This window comes from Pseudomonas fluorescens, from assembly GCF_001623525.1.
GTDB classification, from domain to species: Bacteria; Pseudomonadota; Gammaproteobacteria; order Pseudomonadales; family Pseudomonadaceae; genus Aquipseudomonas; species Aquipseudomonas fluorescens_Q.
Map to the genome: position 1 here is coordinate 2,983,836 of NZ_CP015225.1, position 25,483 is coordinate 3,009,318.

At 61.7% G+C, this 25,483-nt stretch carries 22 protein-coding genes; 9 read left to right on the top strand and 13 right to left on the bottom strand.

Annotated features, from left to right (window positions below; translation table 11 throughout):
- Positions 1–124 precede the first annotated feature (124 nt).
- Positions 125–865 (top strand): YciK family oxidoreductase, encoded by a 741-nt coding sequence (locus TK06_RS12725; RefSeq protein ID WP_018602937.1) that lies wholly within the window; start codon positions 125–127, stop codon positions 863–865.
- Between the two features lie 353 nt (positions 866–1,218).
- Complete coding sequence (locus TK06_RS12730) at positions 1,219–2,145, top strand: GGDEF domain-containing protein (protein ID WP_063322363.1); 927 nt, start codon at positions 1,219–1,221, stop codon at positions 2,143–2,145.
- A 139-nt stretch (positions 2,146–2,284) separates the two neighbouring features.
- On the opposite strand, the gene TK06_RS12735 is transcribed toward TK06_RS12730, so the two are convergent.
- The 7 genes from TK06_RS12735 to TK06_RS12765 form a co-directional block, all read right to left on the bottom strand.
- Positions 2,285–3,055, bottom strand: coding sequence for a TenA family transcriptional regulator (locus tag TK06_RS12735; protein WP_219737843.1), 771 nt, complete (start codon positions 3,053–3,055; stop codon positions 2,285–2,287).
- Between the two features lie 77 nt (positions 3,056–3,132).
- Positions 3,133–5,592, bottom strand: coding sequence for an EAL domain-containing protein (locus tag TK06_RS12740; protein WP_063322365.1), 2,460 nt, complete (start codon positions 5,590–5,592; stop codon positions 3,133–3,135).
- A 190-nt stretch (positions 5,593–5,782) separates the two neighbouring features.
- A complete protein-coding gene (locus TK06_RS12745) occupies positions 5,783–7,609 on the bottom strand; it encodes an ABC transporter ATP-binding protein (protein WP_063322366.1) in 1,827 nt (608 codons plus the stop codon).
- Positions 7,602–8,204 (bottom strand): DsbA family protein, encoded by a 603-nt coding sequence (locus TK06_RS12750; RefSeq protein ID WP_170845901.1) that lies wholly within the window; start codon positions 8,202–8,204, stop codon positions 7,602–7,604. Before TK06_RS12750 ends, TK06_RS12745 begins: the two co-directional genes overlap by 8 nt.
- A 36-nt stretch (positions 8,205–8,240) precedes the next feature.
- On the bottom strand, positions 8,241–9,182 hold the full coding sequence (locus tag TK06_RS12755) for a rhodanese-related sulfurtransferase (protein ID WP_063322368.1): 942 nt from the start codon (positions 9,180–9,182) through the stop codon (positions 8,241–8,243).
- Between the two features lie 268 nt (positions 9,183–9,450).
- Positions 9,451–9,750 carry a BolA family protein gene (locus TK06_RS12760; protein ID WP_014337210.1) on the bottom strand — a complete coding sequence of 100 codons (300 nt, stop codon included), beginning with the start codon at positions 9,748–9,750 and terminating at the stop codon, positions 9,451–9,453.
- A gap of 12 nt (positions 9,751–9,762) precedes the next feature.
- Entirely contained in the window at positions 9,763–10,281 is a 519-nt protein-coding gene (locus TK06_RS12765) for a DUF2059 domain-containing protein (RefSeq protein ID WP_018602923.1), read from the bottom strand.
- Positions 10,282–10,483: 202 nt separating this feature from the next.
- On the opposite strand from TK06_RS12765, the gene TK06_RS12770 reads away from it, so the two are divergent.
- Entirely contained in the window at positions 10,484–11,878 is a 1,395-nt protein-coding gene (locus TK06_RS12770; protein WP_063322369.1) for a class II fumarate hydratase, read from the top strand.
- A 133-nt stretch (positions 11,879–12,011) separates the two neighbouring features.
- Here the strand turns inward: TK06_RS12770 and TK06_RS12775 are convergent, their stop codons facing one another.
- Entirely contained in the window at positions 12,012–12,974 is a 963-nt protein-coding gene (locus tag TK06_RS12775; RefSeq protein WP_063322370.1) for a DMT family transporter, read from the bottom strand.
- A gap of 190 nt (positions 12,975–13,164) precedes the next feature.
- Here TK06_RS12775 and TK06_RS12780 point away from each other — a divergent pair, with 190 nt between their 5' ends.
- Positions 13,165–13,362: a DUF6316 family protein gene (locus TK06_RS12780; RefSeq protein ID WP_063322371.1), complete on the top strand. Its 198-nt coding sequence runs from the start codon at positions 13,165–13,167 to the stop codon at positions 13,360–13,362.
- 151 nt (positions 13,363–13,513) lie between these two features.
- Here the strand turns inward: TK06_RS12780 and TK06_RS12785 are convergent, their stop codons facing one another.
- Complete coding sequence (locus TK06_RS12785; protein ID WP_063322372.1) at positions 13,514–14,698, bottom strand: thiolase family protein; 1,185 nt, start codon at positions 14,696–14,698, stop codon at positions 13,514–13,516.
- A 103-nt stretch (positions 14,699–14,801) separates the two neighbouring features.
- Positions 14,802–16,319, bottom strand: coding sequence for a polyphosphate:AMP phosphotransferase (gene pap / locus TK06_RS12790; protein ID WP_063322373.1), 1,518 nt, complete (start codon positions 16,317–16,319; stop codon positions 14,802–14,804).
- Between the two features lie 151 nt (positions 16,320–16,470).
- On the opposite strand from pap, the gene mnmC reads away from it, so the two are divergent.
- From mnmC to TK06_RS12815, 5 genes are all read left to right on the top strand, one after another.
- Positions 16,471–18,453, top strand: a complete 1,983-nt coding sequence (gene mnmC, locus TK06_RS12795) for a bifunctional tRNA (5-methylaminomethyl-2-thiouridine)(34)-methyltransferase MnmD/FAD-dependent 5-carboxymethylaminomethyl-2-thiouridine(34) oxidoreductase MnmC (RefSeq protein WP_063322374.1) — start codon at positions 16,471–16,473, stop codon at positions 18,451–18,453.
- Positions 18,454–18,730: 277 nt separating this feature from the next.
- A complete protein-coding gene (locus tag TK06_RS12800) occupies positions 18,731–20,503 on the top strand; it encodes an N-acetylglutaminylglutamine amidotransferase (protein WP_063322375.1) in 1,773 nt (590 codons plus the stop codon).
- A 3-nt stretch (positions 20,504–20,506) separates the two neighbouring features.
- Positions 20,507–22,252, top strand: coding sequence for an N-acetylglutaminylglutamine synthetase (gene ngg / locus TK06_RS12805; protein WP_063322376.1), 1,746 nt, complete (start codon positions 20,507–20,509; stop codon positions 22,250–22,252).
- A 79-nt stretch (positions 22,253–22,331) separates the two neighbouring features.
- On the top strand, positions 22,332–23,522 hold the full coding sequence (locus TK06_RS12810; protein WP_063322377.1) for an osmoprotectant NAGGN system M42 family peptidase: 1,191 nt from the start codon (positions 22,332–22,334) through the stop codon (positions 23,520–23,522).
- Between the two features lie 181 nt (positions 23,523–23,703).
- Entirely contained in the window at positions 23,704–23,931 is a 228-nt protein-coding gene (locus TK06_RS12815; RefSeq protein ID WP_003199186.1) for a YheU family protein, read from the top strand.
- On the opposite strand, the gene csrA is transcribed toward TK06_RS12815, so the two are convergent.
- The 3 genes from csrA to TK06_RS12830 all read right to left on the bottom strand — a co-directional run bounded on the left by csrA (position 23,920) and on the right by TK06_RS12830 (position 25,477).
- On the bottom strand, positions 23,920–24,120 hold the full coding sequence (gene csrA, locus TK06_RS12820) for a carbon storage regulator CsrA (RefSeq protein ID WP_063322378.1): 201 nt from the start codon (positions 24,118–24,120) through the stop codon (positions 23,920–23,922). The genes TK06_RS12815 and csrA overlap by 12 nt on opposite strands.
- A gap of 151 nt (positions 24,121–24,271) precedes the next feature.
- Positions 24,272–24,604 carry a YnfA family protein gene (locus tag TK06_RS12825; RefSeq protein WP_063325143.1) on the bottom strand — a complete coding sequence of 111 codons (333 nt, stop codon included), beginning with the start codon at positions 24,602–24,604 and terminating at the stop codon, positions 24,272–24,274.
- Positions 24,605–24,661: 57 nt separating this feature from the next.
- Positions 24,662–25,477 (bottom strand): SDR family oxidoreductase, encoded by an 816-nt coding sequence (locus TK06_RS12830; RefSeq protein WP_063322379.1) that lies wholly within the window; start codon positions 25,475–25,477, stop codon positions 24,662–24,664.
- Positions 25,478–25,483: the final 6 nt, after the last annotated feature.

Genomic DNA, 25,483 nt, shown 5'->3' on the forward strand with positions numbered 1-25,483 from the left:
AAGCGGTCCCCTGGACGACGGCTGCGCCGCCGAGCGGGAGCAAGCTCCCTCGCCACAAAAGCCTCTTTGCCACAAAAGCTTCCTCGTCACCGGTACTGTGCTGCTCTAATTGTTGAGGTTTTTTATGTTTGATTATTCCGCCCGCCCCGACCTGCTCAACGGCCGGGTGATTCTGGTCACCGGCGCCGGTCGCGGTATCGGTGCCGCAGCGGCGAAAGCCTATGCCGCTCATGGCGCCACCGTGCTGCTGCTGGGCAAGACCGAAGCCAACCTGACCCAGGTCTACGATGAAATCGAGGCGGCCGGTCATCCGCAGCCAGCGGTGATCCCGTTCAACCTCGAAACCGCGCTGCCTCATCAGTACGATGAACTGGCGGCCATGATCGAAACCGAGTTCGGTCATCTGGACGGCCTGCTGCACAACGCTTCGATCATCGGCCCGCGTACACCGCTGGAACAGTTGTCCGGTGAGAATTTCATGCGGGTGATGCACGTCAACGTCAACGCGATGTTCATGCTTACCAGCACCTTGCTGCCCCTGCTCAAGCTGTCCCAGGATGCGTCCGTGGTGTTCACCTCCAGCAGCGTCGGGCGCAAGGGCCGGGCGTACTGGGGCGCCTATGGCGTGTCCAAGTTCGCCACCGAGGGGCTGATGCAGACCCTGGCCGACGAAGTCGACACCGTCGCCGCCGTGCGCGCCAACAGCATCAACCCCGGTGCCACCCGCACCAGCATGCGAGCCCAGGCCTACCCGGGGGAGAACCCGCTCAACAATCCGACGCCCGAGGAGATCATGCCGGTCTACCTGTACCTCATGGGCCCGGACAGCACCGGCGTCAATGGCCAGGCGTTCAACGCCCAATAATGGCCACGGCCTGCATCGCGACGACTTACCGTCGCGATGCAGGCTCCATTCGATGCCCAACCAAGCGAACCGCCAAACCCACGTCGCTGGAAATATCGCTATTTGCCGCTAATAAATTGATTCCTAAGCGGTTTTTATTGAAGTGAACCGAATGGCACGACTTTCGCTCTAAACTTCCTCAAACATGCCATGTTCGGCAAGTAGTGGACGTTGGGACGAGACTTATGCCTGCCAGGGAAAGCAGACTAAACTCAAATCAGTGTCCTACGGGACTGAAGGACCAGTACGACGCGCAGCCCAAAGCCGCCACACCCAACCTGCCAGGACAGATTTAGCTTAGGGGCTAACGCCATATGAAAACGCCCACCCAGATCAACGCGATTGACTTCGACAGCGCCAAATTGCAGCGTCTGGGTCTTGGCCAGCCATCGCCGCTCGCGGCACGCTCCGTCAGTCTTGCGCAATTGCGCCAGCAACTGAGCCAACAGCTGCAGACCAGCCTGGAGCCACAGCGAATCCTCGGCCTGTTTTTCCGGGAAATCCAGCGGCTGGTGCCCCTGGATGCGCTGGCTTACCAGCACAAAGCCAGTGATTTGCGCCTGGAGTTCGGGCAACGCGGGCATCACACCCTCAGCTATAACCTCAGCCATGAAGGCGAACACCTGGGCGAACTGGTGTTCCGTCGCAACCAGCGCTTCACCGAAGCCGAACAAAGCGACCTTGAATCCAGCATGTCGACGCTGCTGTATCCACTGCGCAACGCATTGCTCTATCGGGCCGCCACCCAGAGCGCCCTGCGCGATCCGCTGACCGGCACCGGCAACCGCATTGCCATGGACCAGACGCTGATGCGTGAAATCGACATGGCCAAGCGTCATTCGCAACCCTTGTCGGTGCTGATGCTCGACATCGACCATTTCAAGCGCATCAACGATAGCCATGGTCACGGCGTTGGCGACGAAGTGCTCAAGGCCGTGGCCGAGTCGATCAAGGGCCAACTGCGCAACGTGGACATGGTGTTCAGGTTCGGCGGTGAAGAGTTTCTGATCCTGCTGGCCAATACCAGCCGGGATGCTGCGGCCATGGTCGGGGAGCGACTGCGCTACGCCGCCCAGGCCCAGGATTATTTCGCCGCGAGCACAAGGATCGAGCTGACGGTCAGCCTGGGTTGCGCCACCCTGCTACCGGGGGAATCATCGGAAAGCCTGCTGCGCAGGGCTGACAGCGCACTGTACGTGGCCAAGCGCGAAGGCCGTAATCGACTGGCAATGGCAGGCTGAAAACCTCTGTGCAAGCGAGATTGTGTGGGAGCGAGCTTGCTCGCGATAGCGGCCTGGCAGTCAACCTCCCCGTCGACTGTCAGACCTCTTCGCAAGCAGGCTCGCTCCCACAGGTTGTGGCTATCTGTAGCGGTAGTAATCAGCTCCCGGCCAGTGCCAGGCGCTCACGGGTGGATGAGGACTTGCTCACCGTCTCCGACTGCTCCAGTTGCATGCAGCGCTCCAGGAACAGGTACATGTAGTCATAGCTCTTGCAGACGGCCTGGCGCAGCTCCGTTTGCAGGGCTTTGCTTGGGTTCATCCCCGCCAGCGTACAGATGATTTCCAGGGCTTCCCAAGGATGGGCATCGTCGTACTGGGCATGCATCTTCAGCCATTTCATCGCCCGCTTGCGGTCTTCCTCGGCGAAAGCGGCCGCGTAGACACCGCTGGAACACACGAGCGCCGACCACTCACCCGTCGCCCCCTCAATGGCATAGTTGGTCGCGGCGATGGCCACGATCAGCGAATCCGAGGAACTGGTGTGCCAGCACCAGTGGCTCAAGGCATGCAACTCAGGCGGCACATGCTGGGCTTGCAGGTCTTCCAGGGTCACGCCATGGGCGGCGCTCCAGTTGACCCAGTAGTCGGCATGGTTGAGTTCGACACGAATGTTGCGCATCAGCCAGCGACGCGCCATGTCCTCACCGGGGTGGCGGGCAAAGCGGGTCTTGGTGAGGTTCTGTGCCATGTATAAAGCGAACTGTTCGACGACCGGCCAACCACCAATGAGGTAGTGGCGCATGGTCCTGGCGCTGAGCTTGTTGTCGCGCATGCGCTGGTACAGTTCGTGTTCGACAACCCGGCGCTTGCTCTCGCTGCAATCGGTAATGAGCTGCTGTGCCCATTTCGGATAGCTCGTGGCGTCCATGAGCGGGCCTGTTCGGTTGAATGTGTCGATCACTGTCGGGCTCCTTTTGATTGTGATTTTCCAGATCAGCAAGAGTTTCAGCGGAACGTGCCGGGGGCCTTGAATAACAACGGCTGCGGCCGGGCCGGCCGACATTGCAACGTGTCACAGGTAAACAATTGCGGGCGTTCGATCACATACCCCTGAGCGTAATCCACCCCTATCTCCAGCAATGCCTGCTCGATCTGGGCGGTCTCAACAAACTCGGCAATCGTGCGCTTACCCATGACGTGGCCGATGTGATTGATCACTTCGACCATTGCTCGGTTAATCGGGTCGTCCAGCATATCCTTTACGAAACTCCCGTCGATCTTCAGGAAGTCTACAGGTAAATGTTTCAGGTAGGCGAATGAAGACATTCCGGCGCAAAAGTCATCCAGCGAGAAGTAACATCCCAAGCTCTTGAGTTCATTGATAAAGCGGATCGCACTGCCCAAATTCGAAATAGCGCTGGTTTCTGTAATTTCAAAACAAATCATTTCCGGCGGAATCGAGTAGGCCACGAACTGTTTACGCAGAAAATCGAGGAACGCCTGGTCTCCAATCGTTGTGCCTGACAGATTGATCGCACACATCGCCATAGGCCCCTGTCGCGAATCATTCAGGCACTGGCGGATGATCTTGAAGACATTCTCCACCACCCAACGGTCCAGGGAGGTCATCAGGCCGTAGCGTTCCGCCGCGGGAATGAAGCTATCCGGCAGGATCATCCGCCCGGCTTCGTCATGCAGGCGCAACAGGATCTCAATATGCCCGCCGCCATGGTCGCCCGGGCCCAACGCGGCGATTTCCTGGGCGTAGAGGCAGAAGCGATTTTCCTCCAAAGCCATGTGCAAGCGCTGGACCCAGGCCATTTCGCCAAAACGCAGGGACAGCTCCGAGTCGTCGGCATGATAGACCTGGACCCGGTTGCGGCCCTTTTCCTTGGCCATGTAGCAGGCCATGTCGGCAGCCCGCAGGGACGCCTCGAGGGTCGTCGGCGTCTGGGCGATATGCACCAGGCCGATGCTCACGGTGGTCACGAACGGCCGGCCCTTCCAGACAAAGTGCAGGTTCTGCACGGTCTGGCGCAGCCCTTCGGCAATCTTTTCCGCCGCTTCCGGCGAACAGTTCTCCAGCAAGATCCCGAACTCATCCCCGCCCAGCCGGGCCAGGGTGTCGTTTTCCCGCAGCCCCGATTGCAGCAAGGCGCAGATATGGCGCAACAATTCGTCACCCGCTGCATGGCCGCAGGTGTCGTTGACCAGCTTGAACTGATCCAGGTCGAGAAACATCAAGGCATGACGCCCGACCTGGCGAGTGAGGTTGTGCAAGGCCTGCTCGAGGCGATACTCGAATTCCCGGCGGTTCGCCAGGCCAGTCAGGGCATCATGAGTAGCCTGCCACGACAGGTTGGCGATGTATTGGCGCTCCTGGGTCATGTCATGCAACACCAGCACGGCGCCGCTGACCTTGCCCGCATGACGGATTGGCGCGCCCACCAGAGTGACCGACACGGTACTGCCATCCAGGCGCTGGATCAGCTTGGAATGTTCGCTGGCACCGCTGAGCCGGCCGCTGAGGATGTGCTCGATCAGGGTCAGCCCCTCGGTCTGGGCATTGTCATCGAGCAAATTGAACAACGCGGCCAAGGGCAAGCCCGTCGCATGTTCAGCCTTCCAATGGGTCATCGCTTCGGCAGCGGGGTTCATGTAGGCGATGGCACCTTCGACGTCGGTGGTGATGACCCCGTCGCCAATGGATTGCAGGGTGATCTGCGCCCGCTCTTTCTCCATCTGCAGCGCGTTGGCGAACACCTGCCGCTGGGCGAGCAATTTATGGGTCCGCAACAACGCCAGGACGATCAGTCCCAGGGCGGTGGCGAAATTGGTCACCAACAAAAGCTGCAAAATGAAACGCGAGCCCTCGCCCAATGCGTCGCTGAAGGCCTTGGCAGCCGGGGTAACGGAATCGTTGATCGCAAAGATCTGGGCCTTCCAGCCGCGAATATCCACCTCCGACGCCTGGCCTGCGGTAATGCTGTTGTGCATCTGCCGGGCGACGTTATCCAGCTCGATCAGGTAGCCGTCGCCCACCGTCCAGAGATCGATGGCTTCTTCCAGGTAACTGAAGTGGCGAAAATTGAGGTACAACCAGATCAAGCTGGAAACGTCATCCGGATGGTTGCCACCTTGGAGAATCCCGGCCCGTGCAGCTTCGAGATCCGGCGGTTCGCGATCCAGCGCCACGCGCAGTTCATGGCCGCCCTCGGGGACGGCGATGGCTTGCTGGTATTTGCGGAAAATCGCCTCGTCGCGGCTGTCGGCGTAGAGGTTGAGATAATAGATGGCGTCTTTCTGGCCCTTGGACCAGAGACTCTCCCCCGCCACATAGCCGCGAACGGCAGACAGCACGTAAAGGCTGACGCCGCCAAGCAATGCCTGAAATAGCACGACGGCAATAAAGGGCCAGACGATGCCTAGCAGCCGTGGTGTTCCGAGAGTCTGCTTTTGCTTCATGAGGTCCCTTGCACAGGTATTGCCAGACGAACACCCGCCAGAATTCCGCTCCTGACTCAATAGCCTAGGCTAGTTTTCAACCTTTCGAATGAATGGATGAACAGATCGACAGACTTTGCGTGGAATTCAGAAAAATCGGCGTGTTTGCCTGCTTTTTTTCCGATACTAAGCGCAGAAAAGCGCTAGAAACTCAAGGCTGCTGAATCTGTTGCAAATGACCATAGAGTCGCGCGTACAGGCCACCTTCGGCAATCAGCTGCAAATGGTCGCCGTCTTCGGCGATTTGCCCACCGTCGAACACCAATACCCGATCGGCCTGCTTCACCGCCGAGAGCCGGTGGGCGATGATCAGCGTGGTGCGTGCGCTCAAAAAACGCGCCAGTGCCTGGTGAAGGTTGTACTCGGTGGCCGCGTCCAATGCCGAGGTGGCTTCGTCGAGAATCACCACCCGTGGGTCGGCCAATACCATGCGAGCGATGGCCAGCCGTTGACGCTGTCCGCCCGACAGCCGCACCCCGGAACGCCCAACGACGCTCTCCAGACCCTGGGGCAGCGCCCGTACGGTGGCATCGAGCTGGGCGATTTCCAGAGCACGCCAGCAGTCGTCGTCACTGCACTCACGGCCCATGGCGAGGTTTGCCCGCACCGTATCGTTGAACAGCGCCGGATGTTGCAACACCACTGCAACATTCTCCCGGATGGTCTCCAGGCCGATCTCCTGTTGCGTGGCGCCACCGAAACGAATGCTGCCTGACTGTGGCGTGTACAGCCCCAGTAACAACTGCACCAGGGTGCTCTTGCCACCGCCACTGGCCCCGACGATGGCGACTTTCTCGCCCGGCGAGATGGACAGGTTCAACTGGTTGAGCACCAGTTCCTCGCCGTAGCCGAAACTCAACCCCTGGATCTCGATGCCCACCGTGTCACGGCCCTTGAACGGATCGACGACGCCCGTGTACTGGGGCTCGTCGGCCCGGGCCAGCAGTTCATTGATCCGGTTCAAGGCACCGCCGGCGGCGTAAAAGGCGTACTGCAGATTCAACAGCTGCTCGACCGGACCGATCATGAACCAGAGATAGCTGAACACCGCCAGCATCTGGCCGATGGACAGGTCGGAAAACACCACGGTGAGCATGGCCGCTGCGCGAAAAATATCGATGCCGAACTGGAACAGCAAACCACTGGCGCGGTTCGAGGCATCGGTTTTCCACTGCGAACTCACGGCGTAATCGCGGACCTCCTTGGCGCGCATCCCCAAGCGGCCAAGAAAATACCCCTGGCGGTTACCGGCGCGCACTTCCTGGATGGCATCCAGGGTTTCGGTCAAGGCCTGGGTGAAGCGCGAGGTGCTGTCGTTCTCCAGCTTCTTGAGGTGCTTGACCCGCTTGCCCAACTGCACCGTGGCGTAGATCACCAACGGATTGAACAGCAGGATCAGCAGCGCCAGCTCCCAGTGCATCCACACCAGGATCCCGGCGGTGCCCACCAGGGTCAGCATCGCCACCAGGAAACGACTGAGGGTTTCGCCGATGAATTTGTCCAGGGTGTCCAGGTCGGTGACCAGATGGGCCGCCACGGTACCGCTGCCCAGGCTTTCGTATTCGCCCAGGGAAATTCGCTTGAGACGTTCGATCAAGCGGATGCGAATGCGATAGACGATGTCCTTGGCCAAGCGGGCGAACAAGCGCGCCTGCACCACGTTGAACAGCAATGCGCCACAGCGCAGGGCCAGGGTTACCAGCAACATCAGTCCAATGTAGCCGGCCGCGCGCTGCCAGCCCATGGGCAACGCCTGGTTCATGACTTTCAGGGCCGTATCGCCATGCCCCAGCAGGACTTCATCCACCAGCAACGGCAATAGCAACGGGATCGGTACGCTGCACAGCGTCGCCAGCACGGCCACGCCATTGGCGATCCACAGGGCTTTTTTATGCTTGAGGGCCAGGCGACGGATTTCCGCCCAACTCAACCGGTCGATGCGCTGCGAGGCCGATGTATCTGGTGGCCGGTCAGGCACAGGTCGCGCGCTCCAGCCAGCGGCCAAGCAAAGGCGACAGTTGGCTCAGGGGCTGGTAACCGTTGGTCAGCAAGGCCAACTGGCCATCGCGCTCGGCCAACAGTGTGGGGAACCCGGCAATGCCCAGGTCCTGTACCCAGGTGAAATCCGCAGCAGTGGCCGCATGTTGATCGGCGCGATCGAAGGCCGCGGCGAATTCGATGCGTGGCAGCCCGGCCTGTTCGGCCAGCTCCACCAGCACGCTGGCGTGGGTCACGTCGCGGCCTTGCACATAAAAAGCCTGCTGGATCAGCTTCACCAACTTCCAGGCCAGGTCCGGAGCCAGGCTGCGGGCCGTGACCAGTGCCCGGCAGGCAGGCTCGGTGTCGTAGACGAAACCGTCCGGCAACGCGCCTTCAAGCTTGAAGGGCTGGCCGGTGGCCTGGGTAACGGCCTGCCAGTGTTCAAGAATGTAGCGCCGGGTGGTCGGCTCCAGCGCCGAACCGCTGCCGGTGCGCAAACCACCCACCACCAGGTGCAACTCCACCCCCGCGGCCTGCGCCTGCTCTACCAGCGCCTCGGCCACCGGCGCAAAACCCCAGCACCAGGAACACATCGGGTCCATCACATAGAGCAGGCGTGACGCCATGGTTCAAGCCTCGGAAGATGATTGCTTGTAGTTGTAGCCGATCGGGTGCGGCATGTTGCGAGCCTTGGCCAACTCGATCTGCTTTTGCCGGTCGATGGCACTGCGACGGGTCTTCTCGCTCAGTTTGTCCCAGCAGTGCGGGCAACTGATGCCAGGCACATAGTGCTCCGAAGCGCGGTCTTCTACGCTTACCGGAGTACGACAAGCGTGACATTGATCGTAGTCCCCTTCGCTGAGGTCGTGACGGACGGTTACGCGGTTGTCGAACACGAAGCAGTCGCCGCGCCACTTGGTTTCTTCCTGAGGGACCTCTTCGAGGTATTTCAGGATGCCACCCTTGAGGTGATAGACCTCGTCGAAACCCTGGCCAAGCATGTAGCTGGAGGCTTTTTCACAACGAATGCCGCCGGTGCAGAACATCGCGACTTTCTTGTGCCTGGCCGGGTCGAAGTTGGCCTTGATGTATTCAGGGAATTCGCGAAAGCTGGTGGTCTTGGGGTCGATGGCGCCCTCGAAGGTGCCAATGGACACTTCGTAATCGTTACGGGTGTCGATCAACAACACTTCCGGATCGCTGATCAGCGCGTTCCAGTCCTGTGGTTCGACATAGGTGCCGACCTGCTTGTTAGGATCCACGCCTTCGACGCCGAGGGTGACGATTTCTTTTTTGAGCTTGACCTTGGTGCGGTAGAACGGCTGTTCATCGCAATACGACTCTTTATGGTCGATGTCGATCATGCGCGGATCATTCTTGAGCCAGGCCAGCAGGCCATCGATGCCTTCGCGAGTGCCGGAAACCGTGCCGTTGATGCCTTCTTCGGCGATCAGCAACGTGCCTTTGATGCCGTTGTCGAGCATGGCCTTGAGCAAGGGCTCACGCAGCTCGACGTAATCTTCAAGGGTGACGAACTTATACAGTGCCGCCACGACAATGGGTTGTGCCATGGGTGTTTCTCCAGGTGGCTACCCTCGTAAAGGGTGAACCGGATACGAAAAAAAACGCGCCGGGTAAGCGGCGCGTTGCGGATTCTAGCAAAAACACGGTGGCTTTAGGAGCTGCACGCGCCTGTGAGCCGGACCATTGTGGCGAGGGAGCTTGCTCCCGCTCGGCGGCGAAGCCGTCGTCTGGATCAGTTTCCAGGGGACCGCTTCGCGGTCCAGCGGGAGCAAGCTCCCTCGCCACAACAAGCATCCGCGCGACAAACAACCACTTTCAGTGCTTGCTGCCGCCGGCACAGGTTGGCGAAGCCGGGGCCGCGTCGATCTGGGCCCATTCTTCGGGGGTGTAGGTGTGCAGCGCCAACGCATGGAATTCGCCCATCAGCTCGCCCAGCGTGCCGTAGACCTTCTGGTGACGCTTGACACGATTGAGCCCTTCGAACTGCTGGCTGACCACCACGGCCTTGAAGTGGGTCTGCAGGCCACGGCTGTGCATGTGGCTTTCATCCAGCACTTGCAAGTGCTCGGGCTGCAAGAGCCCGAGTGTCGATTCGATGCGTTGTTGCATGCTCATACCAGGCTCCGCTTACGGCTTTTTCTTGGCAGGGGCGGCTTTTGGCTCGAGCTCGGCCGTCATGTCCGCCAGCAGCTTGTTGACCACCGGCACCGCGCTTTCAAGCTTGGCCTGGGTCAGTTGGGCTGATTGCTGGGTCAGTTGCGGCATTTTTTCCAGGACTTTCTTGCCCAGTGGCGATTGATAGAAAGCGACCAGGTCCTTGAGCTCCGATTCGCTGAAGTTGCTGGTGTAGAGCTTGACCATGTCCGGCTTGAGCTTGTTCCAGCCGATAGCTTGGTCCAACGCGGCATTGGCCTTGGCCTGGTAGGTTTCCAGGGTGGCTTTTTTCGACTCAGGGGCCTTGGTCTGTTCAAAGCGCTGGGCAAACATCTGCTGCACTTGCATGTATACCGGAGTGCCCAGTTTGTCAGCGTGCGCCAGGGTCAGGAACGCTTCGGCGCTGGCGTTGTGGCTGGCGGTATCGGCGAAAACAGGGCCGCTGGCACACACCAGAGCAACTGCGGTACAGATGGCACGAAGACGGGTCATCGAGTTTCCTTTGATTACAGGCGAGGTAAAACCCCAAGGGCGACCATTCTGCGCCTAAAAAACGCTGGGCCTCAACCCCGATGCTTGCCGGGTCCGATTGACGGGCCGAACCCACCGCTCCTGGATTGAAGGATGATTGAGGGAACCGGTGCCGCCCATCTGGGCCTAAACTGCGCATTCAGCCCTTAAGGAGTTTGACCCGATGAGCCGTATCGAAACCGACAGCCTTGGCCAGGTTGAAGTCCCGGACGACGCCTACTGGGGCGCCCAGACGCAGCGTTCCATGATCAACTTCGCCATTGGCAACGAACGCATGCCACTGTCGGTGTTGCACGCCTTGGCACTGATCAAGAAAGCCGCCGCACGGGTCAATGATCGCAATGGCGACCTCCCCGCCGACATCGCCCGCCTGATCGAACAGGCCGCCGACGAAGTGCTGGCCGGCCAGCATGACGACCAGTTCCCGCTGGTGGTCTGGCAGACCGGCAGCGGCACCCAGAGCAACATGAACGTCAACGAGGTGATCGCCGGGCGCGCCAACGAACTGGCCGGCAACCCCCGCGGTGGCAAGAGCCCCGTGCACCCCAACGACCACGTCAACCGCTCGCAGAGCTCCAACGACTGCTTCCCCACCGCGATGCACATTGCCGCTGCCCAGGCCGTCCACCAGCAATTGTTCCCGGCCATCAGTGAGCTGTCCGGCGGCCTGGCGGAACTGGCGGCGCGCCACATGAAACTGGTCAAGACTGGCCGTACCCACATGATGGATGCCACGCCAATCACCTTTGGCCAGGAACTGTCGGCGTTCATTGCTCAACTCGATTACGCCGAACGAGCGATCCGCGCCGCGCTACCGGCGGTCTGCGAACTGGCCCAAGGCGGCACGGCGGTCGGCACCGGGCTCAATTCGCCCCATGGTTTCGGCGAAGCGATTGCCGCTGAACTGGCGGCGCTGTCGGGCCTGCCGTTCGTCACCGCGCCGAACAAGTTTGCCGCGCTGGCCGGCCATGAACCCTTGACCGCCTTGTCCGGCGCCCTGAAAACCCTCGCCGTGACCCTGATGAAAATCGCCAACGACCTGCGCCTGCTGGGTTCCGGGCCGCGGGCGGGGTTTGCCGAAGTGAAATTGCCGGCCAACGAACCGGGCAGTTCCATCATGCCCGGCAAGGTCAACCCGACCCAGTGCGAAGCCTTGTCGATGCTGGCCTGCCAGGTCATGGGCAACGACGTGACCATCGGCTTTGCCGCCAGTCAGGGGCATTTGCAGTTGAACGTGTTCAAACCGGTGATCATCCACAACCTGCTGCAATCGATCCGGCTGCTGGCCGATGGCTGCAGCAACTTCCAGCAGCACTGCATCGCCGGGCTCGAGCCGGATGCCGAGCAGATGGCCGCGCACCTGGAACGCGGGTTGATGCTGGTGACCGCACTGAACCCGCACATCGGCTACGACAAGTCAGCGGAAATCGCCAAGAAAGCCTACGGCGAAGGGCTGACCTTGCGTGAAGCGGCGCTGCAACTGGGGTACCTGACCGATGAAGAGTTCGATGCCTGGGTGCGACCGGAGAATATGCTGGAGGCGGGTAGCCAGGGCTGAAGATTTGCGGTGACCGATAACCTGTCTTCGCGAGCAAGCCCGCTCCCACAATGGATTGGGGTCGGATACACAACCTGTGTCCGATGAGATCGAATGTGGGAGCGGGCTTGCTCGCGAAGAACGATAACGCGGTCTATCGCTCTACAACCATCCGCTGCCGCCGGGCCTTGAGCCCGGCGATCAGCGAGGGCCCCAGGGCGACCAACGCCGAACCCAGCACCACCAGCACCGCCCCGCCATACCCCAGCAGATTGATCTGCTCGGCATGGACATAATCAGGCCACCACCAAGCCGCCATCGCCACCGCGGCGAAGGTCACCAGCGGCGTGATCGCCAGGGTCGCACTGACCCGCGACGCCTCCCAATGGGCCAAGGCTTCGGCAAACGCGCCATAGGCAATCAGCGTGTTGAGGCAGCAAGCGAGCAACAACCAGCCTTGCAACGGACTCAATTGCAGCGCCTCCAACGGGTGCACCCAGGGGGTGAGCAGCAACGCGCAGAACAGGTAGATCACCATCATCACCTGCAACGAATTCCACACCGTCAACAGTTGCTTCTGGCCCAAGGCATAGAAGGTCCAGACCGTCGACGCCAGCAACACCATCAGCACCCCGGCGGTGTAGTCGCTCAGGGACGTCAGCAACTCACCCAGGCGCTGGTTGAAAAACAGCGTAAAACCGATCAGCAACACCAGCAGGCCGATGCCCTGCCCCACGCTGAAGCGCTCCTTGAACACGAACAGGCTGGCGACCAGCAACATGATCGGCCCCATCTGCACCACCAGTTGCGCGGTGCCGGGGCTCAAGCGATTCAGGCCCATCAGGTACAACACGTAGTTGCCCACCAGCCCGAGCACCGCCATCGCCACCAGCCAGCCTCCGCGCGGGCCAAGGACCTTGTGACTGGGCAGGCGCCGGGTAGCCGCCAGATAGATGAACAGCAAACCGCCGGACACCAGCAAGCGAAACCAGGTCACGGTGACCGGGTCCATCACTTGCAGCACTTGCTTGAGCTTGATCGGCAGGATTCCCCAGAGCAGGGCAGTCAGCAGGGCGAGGAACAGGCCGTAGACCCAGCGACCGGACGATATGTGCATGCAACCCTCGAAGCCCAAGACAAAGGACGTCCATTCTAGGCGTCTATTGCGTCACGACACAGGGACAGTTGGGCAGAGGCCGCCCACGGGATTGTATGGGTCGTAGCCGTCGATCGGCTGGGCAGGCGGGAATCAGGGACAACACATATGCTCATTTGAAACAGACCTTGCTGCACTCTGGAGACCCGACATGCTTGGAAAACGCGCCTTGGATCCCGCCCCTACGACTATTTTTCGCAGTGACCGGATCTGCCGGGTCAACGGCGAGTTTTATTTCAATACACGTGAGGGCACCCAGGAGGGTCCGTTCGCCACCCGCGAGGCGGCGGAGCGGGAGATAGAGGCGTATATCGGCCGGATGCTACAGCTGACGCAGGTTGCCAGCTAGGCAGGATGTGGCGAGGGAGCTTGCTCCCGCTGGGCCGCGAAGCGGCCCCTGTTCAATCAGCACGGTACTGATAAGCCGGCGACTGCTTCGCAGCCGAGCGGGAGCAAGCTCCCTCGCCACAGATTGCCCCCCCAACCTCTTCGGCAAACGGTTAACGAACCATCTCAAACAACCCCGTAGCCCCCATCCCACCGCCCACGCACATGGTTACGACACCGTAGCGCAGGTTGCGTCGCTGCAGCTCGCGCACCAGGTGCCCCACTTGCCGCGAGCCGGTCATGCCGAATGGATGGCCGATGGAGATTGAGCCGCCGTTGACGTTGTATTTGCCGGGATCGATTTCCAGTCGGTTGCGGCTGTACAGGCACTGGGAAGCAAAGGCTTCGTTGAGTTCCCACAGGTCGATATCGGCGATCTGCAAGCCCTTGGCCTTGAGCAGCTTGGGCACTGAAAACACCGGGCCGATGCCCATCTCGTCCGGCTCGCAACCGGCCACGGTGAAGCCGCGGAAAAATGCCTTGGGCTTGAGCCCTAGCGCCAGGGCTTTTTCCAGGCTAATCACCAAGGTCATCGAAGCCCCGTCGGACAACTGCGACGAGTTGCCCGCCGTCACCGAACCGTCTTCGGCGAACACCGGTTTCAGGCCTGCCAGGCTTTCGTAGGTGGTGTCCGGGCGATTGCAATCGTCGCGATCGACCACACCGTCGAGGATCTGCACAGCGCCAGTGTTCTTGTCCTCGACCCGGTACTTGATCGCCATCGGGATGATTTCGTCATCGAACAACCCGGCCGCCTGGGCCTTGGCGGTGCGCTGCTGGCTCTGCAAGGCGTAGCGGTCCTGTTCCTCGCGGCTGACCTGGTAACGACGGGCAACGATCTCGGCCGTCTGGCCCATGGGGAAATAGATCCCGGGCACCTGCTCCTTGAGTAGCGGGTTGATCAGGTGGTCGGTGTTGACGCTTTTCATCGTCAGGCTGATGGACTCCACGCCGCCCGCCACGATGATGTCGCTGCAACCGGAAGCGATCTGGTTGGCGGCGATGGCAATGGCTTGCAGGCCCGAGGAACAGAAGCGGTTGAGGGTCATGCCGGCGGTGCCGGTGCCCAATCGCGAGAGCACCGCCACGTTACGCCCGATGTTGTAGCCCTGGGCGCCTTCATTGGACCCGGCCCCGACGATGCAGTCCTCGACACTGGCCGGGTTGATGTCGTTGCGCGCCAGCAAGGCATCGACACAATGGGCCGCCATGTCGTCTGGACGGGTCATGTTGAACTTGCCGCGAAAGGACTTGGCCAGGCCGGTCCGTACGCTGTCGACGATCACCACTTCACGCATGGCTGTACCTCATTGTTGTAGTCGGTTGAGAGTGAATCGAGCATAAATCCACTGCATAACCGACTGCGACAATCATTCACCTCGCGTATGCGCCCCCATCGCCCTAGCCCTTCTTTTTCTTGCGAGCCTGCTTTGCACTCCGCTCGAAAGCCGCCTCCAGCGCCTGGTTGAGGGTGCGCAACACCTTGACCCGCGCCCAGCGCTTGTCGTTGGCTTCCACCAAGGTCCAGGGGGAAATCTCGGTGCTGGTGCGGTCGACCATGTCGCACACCGCGGCCCGGTAAGCGTCCCACTTGTCGCGGTTGCGCCAGTCATCCTCGGTGATCTTGAAGCGCTTGAACGGAATATCCTCGCGCTCCTGGAAACGCTCCAGCTGGGTTTGCTTGTCGATGGCCAGCCAGAACTTGACCACCACCACGCCGGCGTCGGCGAGCTGTTCCTCGAAGTCGTTGATTTCCCCGTAGGCCCGCAGCCAGTCGGCCTGGCTGCAAAACCCTTCGACCCGCTCCACCAGCACCCGACCGTACCAGGAGCGGTCGAACATGGTGAACTTGCCCCGCGCGGGAATATGCCGCCAGAAGCGCCACATGTAGGGGTGGGCGCGCTCTTCTTCCGTGGGCGCGGCAATGGGCACGATGCTGTATTGGCGCGGGTCCAGGGCCGCCGTGACCCGCCGGATCGCCCCGCCCTTGCCCGCCGCGTCATTGCCTTCGAACACCGCCACCAGGGCATGCTGGCGCATGCGCTTGTCCCGCAGCAGGCCAGAGAAGCGCGCCTGCTCGGTGATCAATTGTTCTTCGTAGTCGGCCTTATCCAGGCGCCGGGTCATGTCCAGGCTGTCGAGCAACGTGATCTGGCCATCCAACTCGGGCAGCGGCGCCACGCTGACCTTTTGCGGCCTGATCTTCGGCCGGTCCAGGGCCTGGCGCAAACCGTCGAGCAAGATCCGCCCGACGGTGAGGCTGCGATAACAGCTGTCCATGCCTTCGATCACATGCCACGGCGCGTAATCGCGACTGGTGCGGCGCAGCACACGCTCGCCGTATTTGACGAACTTGTCATAGGTCTGGGATTGCTGCCAGTCCAGCGGGCTGATGCGCCAGCTGTGCAGCGGGTCATCCTTGAGCCCCTTGAGCCGGGCCTTCATCTGCTTCTTGGACAGGTGGAACCAGAACTTGAAGATCAGCGCGCCTTCGTCGCAGAGCATTTTTTCCAGGCGCTCGGCACCGGCAATCGCCTGGTCGAGCCGTGGGTCCTTGAACTCGCCATGGACCCGGCCCTGCAGCATCTGGCTGTACCAGTTGCCGAAGAAAATTCCCATGCGCCCCTTGGCCGGCAGCATTCGCCAATAGCGCCACGCCGGAGGCCGCGCCAATTCCTCGTCGGTCTGTTGGTCAAAGGTGCGCACTTCGATCAGCCGCGGATCCATCCACTCGTTGAGCAACTTCACCGTCTCGCCCTTGCCCGCGCCTTCGATGCCATTGATCAGCACGATGACCGGGAACCGGCCCTGCTGCTGCAACTCGAACTGCGCCTCCAACAACGCTTCACGCAGGGCCGGCACTTCGGCCTCGAAAGTTTCTTTATCGATGACGTGACCGATTTCAGCGGATTCGAACATGGACAGCTCCTTCCAGGGATTGGGGCAAGACTAGCGGATTGGATGCGGCCCTGTGCAGCAGATTCCATCAAGAACAACGCTGTGTTGCGATGGGTCAAGCAAGCCGATACCGATCGGCTAGAATGGCCGCTCAGTTTCGACCGAGCCTGCCATGACGCCTGTACAGCACCACGCCCAACTCGACTGGGACGACCAGGGTCGCCCGCGCTCGCGGGTATTCGACGACGTGTATTTCTCCGATCAGTCCGGGCTGGAAGAAACCCGTTATGTGTTCCTTGAGCAGAACAACCTGGCCGAGCGTTTCGCGGCCCTGGCCGATGACGGGCGGCTGGTGATCGGTGAAACCGGATTTGGCACCGGTTTGAATTTCCTTTGCGCCTGGCAACTGTTCGAGCAGTGCGCACCGGCAGGCGCCCGACTGCATTTTGTCAGTGTCGAGAAGTACCCATTGACCCCGCAGGACCTGTGTCGGGCCCTGGCCCTCTGGCCGCAGCTCGCCCTCCAGGCCGAGCAACTGCTTGGGCAATACGTGGCGATACATCAGGGTTTCCAGCGCCTGGTCCTGGCGGGCGGACGGGTGACGCTGACCCTGTTGATCGGCGATGCCCTGGAGCAGTTGCCGCAGCTGGACGGACAGATCGACGCCTGGTTCCTCGACGGCTTCGCGCCGGCCAGGAATCCCGAGATGTGGACCGCCGAGCTGTTCGCCGAACTGGCCCGGCTGGCCGCACCCGGCGCCACCCTCAGCACCTTCACCAGCACCGGTTGGGTCAGGCGATTGCTGAACGCGGCGGGCTTCAAGATGAAGCGCACGCCGGGCATCGGCCACAAGTGGGAAATCCTGCGCGGTGTATTTCTTGGCTGGCCGGAGCAGACACCGGCGCCGGCCTCGGCAAAACCCTGGTATGCCCGCCCCTTGCCGCCCATCGGCGAGCGCCGGGCCCTGGTGATCGGCGGCGGCCTGGCCGGTTGTGCCAGCGCTGCCAGCCTCGCCGCGCGTGGCTGGCAGGTGACGCTGCTGGAGCGTCATGCCGGTTTGGCCGAGGAAGCTTCCGGCAACCCCCAGGGCGTGCTGTATCTCAAGCTATCGGCCCACGGCACGGCGTTGTCACAGATGATCCTCAGCGGTTTCGGCTACACCCGGCGCGTGCTGGAGCAACTGCAACGCGGCATTGACTGGGACGCCTGCGGGGTCTTGCAACTGGCCTTCAACAGCAAGGAAGCCGAGCGTCAGGCACAACTGGCCGAAGCGTTCCCAAGGGATTTGCTGCACCCCCTCGATCAATCCGAGGCGCAAGTGCGGTCCGGCATCGGCCTGGCCTGTGGTGGTCTGTTTTATCCCGAGGGCGGCTGGGTGCATCCACCGGCCTTGTGTCGCTGGCAAGCCTCAGGCACGGCGATCGACGTGCAGCCCCATCATGACGTGCTGCAATTGCGCCGCGTGGACGGCCAGTGGCAGGCATGGGACGGCGAACGATGCCTGGCCAGCGCACCGGTGGCGGTCCTCGCCAGCGCCGCCGAAATCAAACGTTTCGAACCGGCCGCCGACTTGCCGCTCAAGCGTATTCGCGGGCAAATCACCCGGTTGCCGCAAACCACCCGCAGCCTGAGCCTGGCGACCGTGGTTTGCGCCGAAGGCTATGTGGCCCCGCCGCGGCTGGGCGAGCACACCCTGGGCGCCAGTTTCGATTTCAACAGCGACGACCTGACGCCCACCGCCGCCGAGCACGCCGGCAACCTGCAGATGCTCGAAGAAATCTCCCAAGACCTGGTGGATCGCCTGAACGCCGGCAGCCTGGACCCGGAACGCCTCGAAGGCCGTGCGGCATTCCGTTGCACCAGCCCGGATTACTTGCCGATTGTCGGACCGTTGGCGGATAGGCAGGCGTTCAGCGAGGCCTATTCGGCCCTGGGCAAAGACGCCCGCCAAGTGCCAGACACCTCCTGCCCGTGGTTCGAGGGTTTGTACATCAACAGTGGCCATGGCTCCCGTGGCCTGATCACTGCACCGCTGTCGGGCGAACTGATCGCCGCCTGGCTGGACAACGAGCCTTTGCCGCTGCCCCGCAGCGTGGCCGAGGCCTGCCATCCGAACCGATTTGCGTTGCGGGCATTGATTCGGGGCAAGGCCTGACACCCTTTAATGGTGTGCCCCAATCCCTTGTGGGAGCGAGCTTGCTCGCGATGGCGGTGGATCAGTTGGCATCTGAGTTGACTGCCCCACTGCTATCGCGAGCAAGCTCGCTTCCACAGGTTCCTCTTATCCCGTGAGGCATGGGGCACCCGCTACCCGCCGGCTTATAACGCATCGATCTAAAACTCACAGCAATCCCTCCGGTCAGTTTCAGGGTACCCGCCCTTTTGGCGGGTGCGGCTTGACCCCTCCCCAACGGAAAAACCGGTAAGGACTTATGTGCGGATTAGCTGGAGAGTTACGTTTCGATCAACAACCTGCGGACCTTGCGGCCGTAGAGCGAATCACCCATCACCTGGCCCCTCGCGGCCCCGACGCCTGGGGTTTTCATAGCCAGGGACCGATTGCCCTTGGCCATCGGCGCCTGAAAATCATGGACCTGTCGGACGGCTCGGCCCAGCCGATGATCGACAATCAGCTGGGCCTGTCCCTGGCCTTCAACGGCGCGATCTACAACTACCCGGAGCTGCGCAGCGAACTCGAAGGCCTGGGCTACAGCTTCTATTCCGGTGGCGACACCGAAGTGCTGCTCAAGGGCTATCACGCCTGGGGCGAAGCGCTGCTGCCCAAGCTCAACGGCATGTTCGCCTTCGCCATCTGGGAACGCGATGCCAAGCGCCTGTTCATCGCCCGCGACCGCCTCGGCGTGAAGCCGCTGTACCTGTCGCGCACCGGCCAACGGCTACGTTTCGCCTCGGCATTGCCGGCGCTGCTCAAGGGCGGCGATATCAACCCGATGCTCGACCCGGTGGCCCTCAACCATTACCTGAATTTCCACGCGGTGGTCCCGGCGCCCCGCACCTTGCTGGCGGGTGTTGAAAAAATGCCGCCCGCCACCTGGATGCGCATCGAAGCCGACGGCAGCACCGAGCAGAAAACCTGGTGGACCCTGCCCTACGGACCACGGGCCGACGAACTGCACCTGAACCTGGAAGACTGGATCGAGCGTGTGCTCGACAGCACCCGTGAAGCGGTCGCCATTCGCCAACGCGCCGCCGTGGATGTCGGCGTACTGCTTTCCGGTGGCGTGGATTCGAGCATGCTCGTGGGCCTGCTGCGGGAAGTTGGCGTAGAGGACCTGTCGACCTTCTCTATCGGTTTCCAGGATGCCGGTGGCGAGCGCGGTGACGAGTTCCAGTATTCGGACCTGATCGCTAAGCACTACGGCACCCGCCACCACCAACTGCGTATCGACGAAAAAGAGATCATCGAGCAACTGCCGGCAGCGTTCCGTGCCATGAGCGAACCGATGGTCAGCCACGACTGCATCGCCTTCTATCTACTGTCGCGGGAAGTGGCCAAGCACTGCAAAGTGGTGCAAAGCGGCCAGGGCGCCGACGAGTTGTTTGCCGGTTACCACTGGTACCCGCAGGTCGATGGCGCCAGCGATCCGTACGCGGCCTATCGCGCGGCCTTCTTCGACCGCAGCCATGAAGAATATGCCGCCACCGTGCAGCCCAAATGGCTGACGGCCAACGACGCCGCCGGCGACTTCGTCAAGGAACATTTCGCCCAGCCCGGGGCCGATGCCGCGGTAGACAAGGCCCTGCGCCTGGACAGCACCGTGATGCTGGTGGACGACCCGGTCAAGCGCGTCGACAACATGACCATGGCCTGGGGCCTGGAAGCGCGCACGCCCTTCCTGGACTACCGCCTGGTGGAGCTCTCGGCCAGGGTCCCCGCGAAGTTCAAGCTGCCCGATGGTGGCAAACAAGTACTCAAGGAAGCCGCCCGGCGGGTGATCCCCGGCGAGGTCATCGACCGCAAAAAAGGCTACTTCCCGGTACCAGGCCTCAAGCACCTGGAAGGCAACACCCTGGCCTGGGTTCGCGAACTGCTGCTGGATCCGAGCCAGGACCGCGGCCTGTTCAACCCGGCCATGCTCGACCGCCTGCTGACCGACCCCAACGGCCAGCTCACGCCATTGCGCGGCTCACGACTGTGGCAACTGGCGGCGCTGAACCTGTGGCTCAGCGAGCAAGGAATCTGATCGATGAAACCTCATGCAACGGTTCACAACCAACGCCTCTTGCGCGGCCAGGCGCCCTCCTATGAACGCCTGCAGGCACGCCTGGCCGAAGACGGCAGCGAATTGGGCGCCGACCCGATCGCGGTGCATTGCGGCTGGGGCCGACTTTTGATCGGCCACACCTTCCCGGACCCGGCAAGCCTGGCCCGGGAACTGCTCAACGAACAACCCGGCGAAAGGGACATTGCCTTATACGTGGCCGCGCCCCAGCAAGTGCTGGGGCTGGAACCGGCCCAACTGTTCCTCGATCCGTCCGACACCTTGCGCCTGTGGTTCAGCGACTATCGCCAGGCCACGCGGGTATTTCGCGGCTTTCGGATTCGCCGGGCCCAAGGCGAGACCGACTGGCAGGCCATCAACCAGCTCTACCAAGCCCGGGGCATGTTGCCCATCGACCCACTGCGCCTGACCCCGCGCCATGAGGGTGGCCCGGTCTACTGGCTGGCCGAAGATGACGACACCGGTGCGGTGATCGGCAGCGTTATGGGCCTGAATCACCAGAAGGCCTTCAACGACCCGGAAAACGGCAGCAGCCTCTGGTGCCTGGCCGTGGACCCGCAATGTCCGCGGCCCGGTGTTGGCGAAGTGCTGGTGCGTCACCTCATCGAGCATTTCATGAGCCGTGGCTTGAGTTACCTCGACCTGTCGGTGTTGCACGACAATCGCCTGGCGAAAAACCTCTACGCCAAACTCGGTTTTCGCAATCTCTCGACCTTCGCCATTAAACGCAAGAACGGCATCAACCAGCCGTTGTTCCTGGGGCCAGGCCCCGAAGCGCAGTTCAATCCTTATGCGCGCATCATTGTCGAAGAAGCTCACCGCCGAGGCATCGACGTACAGGTAGACGATGCCGAGGCCGGCTTGTTCACCCTGGTCCATGGCAGCCGCCGGGTCCGATGCCGCGAATCCTTGAGCGACCTGACCAGCGCCATCAGCATGACGCTGTGCCAGAACAAAAGCCTGACCCACAAAGTGCTGAAAAGCGCCGGCCTGAACCTGCCGGCCCAACAGTTGGCGGGCAATGCCGATGACAACCTGGCGTTTCTCGACGAGCACGAACGGGTGGTGGTCAAGCCGCTGGACGGCGAACAGGGCCAAGGCGTGGCGGTGGATTTGCGCACCATCGAGGAGGTGCAGAGCGCCATCGAAGCGGCCCGGCAATTCGATAGCCAGGTCTTGCTGGAAAGTTTCCACGAGGGTCTGGACCTGCGCATCCTGGTGATCGGTTTTGAAGTGGTGGCGGCGGCGATCCGGCGCCCGGCGGAGGTGATCGGCGATGGCCGGCACACCATCGGCGCGTTGATCGAAGCCCAGAGCCGCCGACGCCAAGCGGCCACGGGCGGCGAAAGTAAAATCCCGATGGATGGCGAGACCTTGCGCACGCTCAACGCGGCTGGGTTCGACTACGACAGCGTGCTGCCCGCTGGGGAGCACCTGTTCGTACGGCGAACGGCGAACCTGCATACCGGCGGCGTGTTGGAGGATGTCACCGGGATCCTGCATCCGACCCTGGTCGATGCGGCGGTGCGCGCCGCACGGGCGCTGGACATCCCCATGGTCGGCCTCGACCTGCTGGTGCCGGCGGCCGATCAACCCGAGTATGTGTTCATCGAAGCCAACGAACGCGCAGGCTTGGCCAACCACGAACCACAACCCACCGCCGAGCGCTTTGTGGATTTGTTGTTTCCCCATAGCCAGGCGGTGGCCTAGCCCTTCTTCTGTGGCGAGGGAGCTTGCTCCCTCGCCACAAGGTTCCCCTATTCAACTTAATGTTCCGTGAGGAGTTTCCATGATCAGCAAAATTCCAGAACCGGATCTCGAATACCTGCAGAAAGTCCTGCTGGAAATGCTCGCCATTCCCAGCCCTACCGGCTTTACCGACACCATCGTGCGTTATGTCGCCGAGCGGCTCGAAGAGCTGGGGATCGCTTTTGAAATGACCCGCCGTGGCACAATCCGCGCCACGCTCAAGGGACGCAAGAGCAGCCCCGACCGGGCCGTGTCGGCGCACTTGGATACCATCGGTGCCTCAGTGCGGGCCATCAAGGACAACGGCCGCCTGACCCTGGCCCCGGTGGGTTGCTGGTCCAGCCGATTTGCCGAAGGCAGCCGGGTCAGCCTGTTTACCGACACCGGCGTGATCCGTGGCAGCGTGCTGCCGTTGATGGCGTCCGGGCACGCGTTCAATACCGCCGTGGATGAACTGCCCATCAGTTGGGACCACATCGAGCTGCGCCTGGACGCCTACTGCGCCACGCGCGCCGACTGCGAAACCCTGGGGGTGGGCATCGGTGACTACGTCGCCTTCGATCCCCTGCCGGAATTCACCGAAAGCGGCCACATCAGCGCCCGGCACCTGGACGACAAAGCCGGGGTCGCAGCCCTGTTGGCGGCGCTCAAGGCGATTGTCGACAGCGGCGAAGAACTGCTGATCGATTGTCACCCACTGTTTACCATCACCGAGGAAACCGGCAGCGGTGCAGCGGCAGCACTGCCCTGGGATGTCAGCGAATTTGTCGGCATCGACATCGCGCCCGTCGCCCCTGGCCAGCACTCGAGCGAACATTCGGTCAGCGTGGCGATGCAGGACTCCGGAGGCCCCTACGACTATCATCTGTCGCGGCACTTGCTGAAACTGGCCAAGGAGAACGAGGTACCGGCACGCCGCGACCTGTTCCGCTACTACTTCAGCGACGCTCATTCGGCCATCACCGCCGGCCACGATATCCGTACTGCCCTGCTCGCCTTCGGCTGCGACGCCACCCATGGCTACGAACGCACCCACATCGACAGCCTGGCCGCCCTCAGTCGCCTGCTCGGCGCCTACATCCTCAGCCCGCCGGTGTTCGCCAGCGACGCGCAACCAGCCCAAGGCTCACTGGACCGCTTCAGTCATCAGATCGAACACGATACCCAGATGGAAAGCGATACCCGGGTGCCATCGGTGGATAGCCTGGTGGGGCAGCGCTCCGATAGCTGATCCAACATTCACTGTCTGGGCTATTGCCATCGCGAGCAAGCTCGCTCCCACACTTGAAATGCATTCCCCTGTGGGAGCGAGCTTGCTCGCGATGGGGCCAGAACCGGCCCCACAAAACCCAAGGCTAGCCGCAAAAGCCCATTGGCCGTAGCATCGTCCTATTGTCTAGCCGAGGTACCCCATGCTCATCCCCCACGACCAACTCGAAGTCGACACGCTCACCCGCCTGATCGAGGATTTCGTGACCCGCGACGGCACCGACAATGGTGACGACACCCCCCTGGAGACGCGGGTCCTGCGGGTCAGGCAAGCCCTGACCAAAGGCCAGGCGTTGATCGTCTTCGACCCCGAAAGTGAACAGTGTCAACTGATGCTCAAGCACGACGTGCCAAAACACCTATTCGACTGAACAGGCCCTGCGAGTGGCCTGGGCCTTTTTCTTCTGGATCTTGTCGTAGATTTCGGAGCGATGGACATCGACGTGCCGTGGCGCTTCCACGCCGAAACGCACCGTGCCGCCGCTGACCGACAGCACACGGACGGAAATATCGTCACCAATGGAAATCAACTCACCTACAGCGCGGCTTAATACAAGCATGGTTCTTGTCCTTAAGAATGTCTGGACCCTGACCATGCCCGGCCTGTTCCCCGTTCTCAAGACACCCGCGAGAATTCAGTAAGGCCCTACAAGCAAAGTTCTTGCGACTGACGGAAACTTCCTGCAAAACCCTGTCGGACCGCCGGTTATTTCAGGGGGCCGAGAACCGCGGGCCGAATAGAATCACGCTCGCCCCCAAGACGCAGAGTGCCACGCCAATCCAGTCGGACCCCAGTGGCCGCACTCGCTCAACCACCGCCAGCCAGCCGATCGACGCAATGATATAGAGGCCGCCATAAGCGGCGTAGGCGCGCCCGGCGTACGTCGCTTCGACGCGGGTCAACAACAGGGCGAACAATGTGAGACTGAGCAACGCCGGGGCGATCCACCAGGCACTCTTGCCCTGGCGCAACCACATCCAGAAGGCGTAGCAGCCCGCGATCTCAAACAGGGCGGCGAGAAAAAACCACAGGTAATTGAGCATGCAGATGTCCATCAGGAAGGGCGAATGGCGCCATCCTGAGGACATCGGGCACCCAGGTCAATTGAGGTTTTGCCGGGCCTTGGCGCGCATCTTGTCAGCCATGACGGTCATTTCGTCGTACAGCAACTGTGGGTTCTTCTGCTTGAGGGCCCAAGCCATGCGTCCCTGTTCGTGGGGCAGGATCATGAACTGCCCCTGGGCGACCTGCTGATAGATGTAGTCGGCAATATCCGTGGCGCTGATCGGTGAGCTTTCCAGCAACTTGCCGACCTGGGCTTTCATGGCCGGGGTCGGGCCACGGAAGGAGTCCAACAGATTGGTCTGGAAGAACGACGGACACACTACGTGTACACCCACTTCCTGCTGCGCCAGCTCCACCAGCAGGCTTTCCGACAGCGCCACGACACCCGCCTTGGCCACGTTGTAGTTGCTCATGGCCGGGCCCTGCATCAGGGCTGCCATGGAGGCGATGTTGATGATCTTGCCACGGCTTTTTTCCAGCAGCGGCAAGAACGCCTTGCAGCCCTTGACCACACCCATGAGGTTGATCGCGATCTGCCAGTCCCAATCCTCCAGGGAAAGCTCGCTGAAGAAGCCGCCCGAGGCCACGCCAGCATTGTTGACGATGATATCGATACCGCCGATTTTCTCTTCGCAGGCCTGGGCGAACGCAGTCAATTGGCTGTAGTCGCGCACATCGCAGCGCTGGATGAAGCCGTCGCCACCGGCACCACGCACTAGCTTGAGGGTTTCCACGAGGCCCGGTTCGCTGACATCCGATAAGGCCAGGCGCCATCCTTCGCGGGCCCAGCGCAGCGCGATTTCGCGACCCAGGCCAGAGCCGGCACCAGTGATCATCATGCGATTTTGCATAGCAGA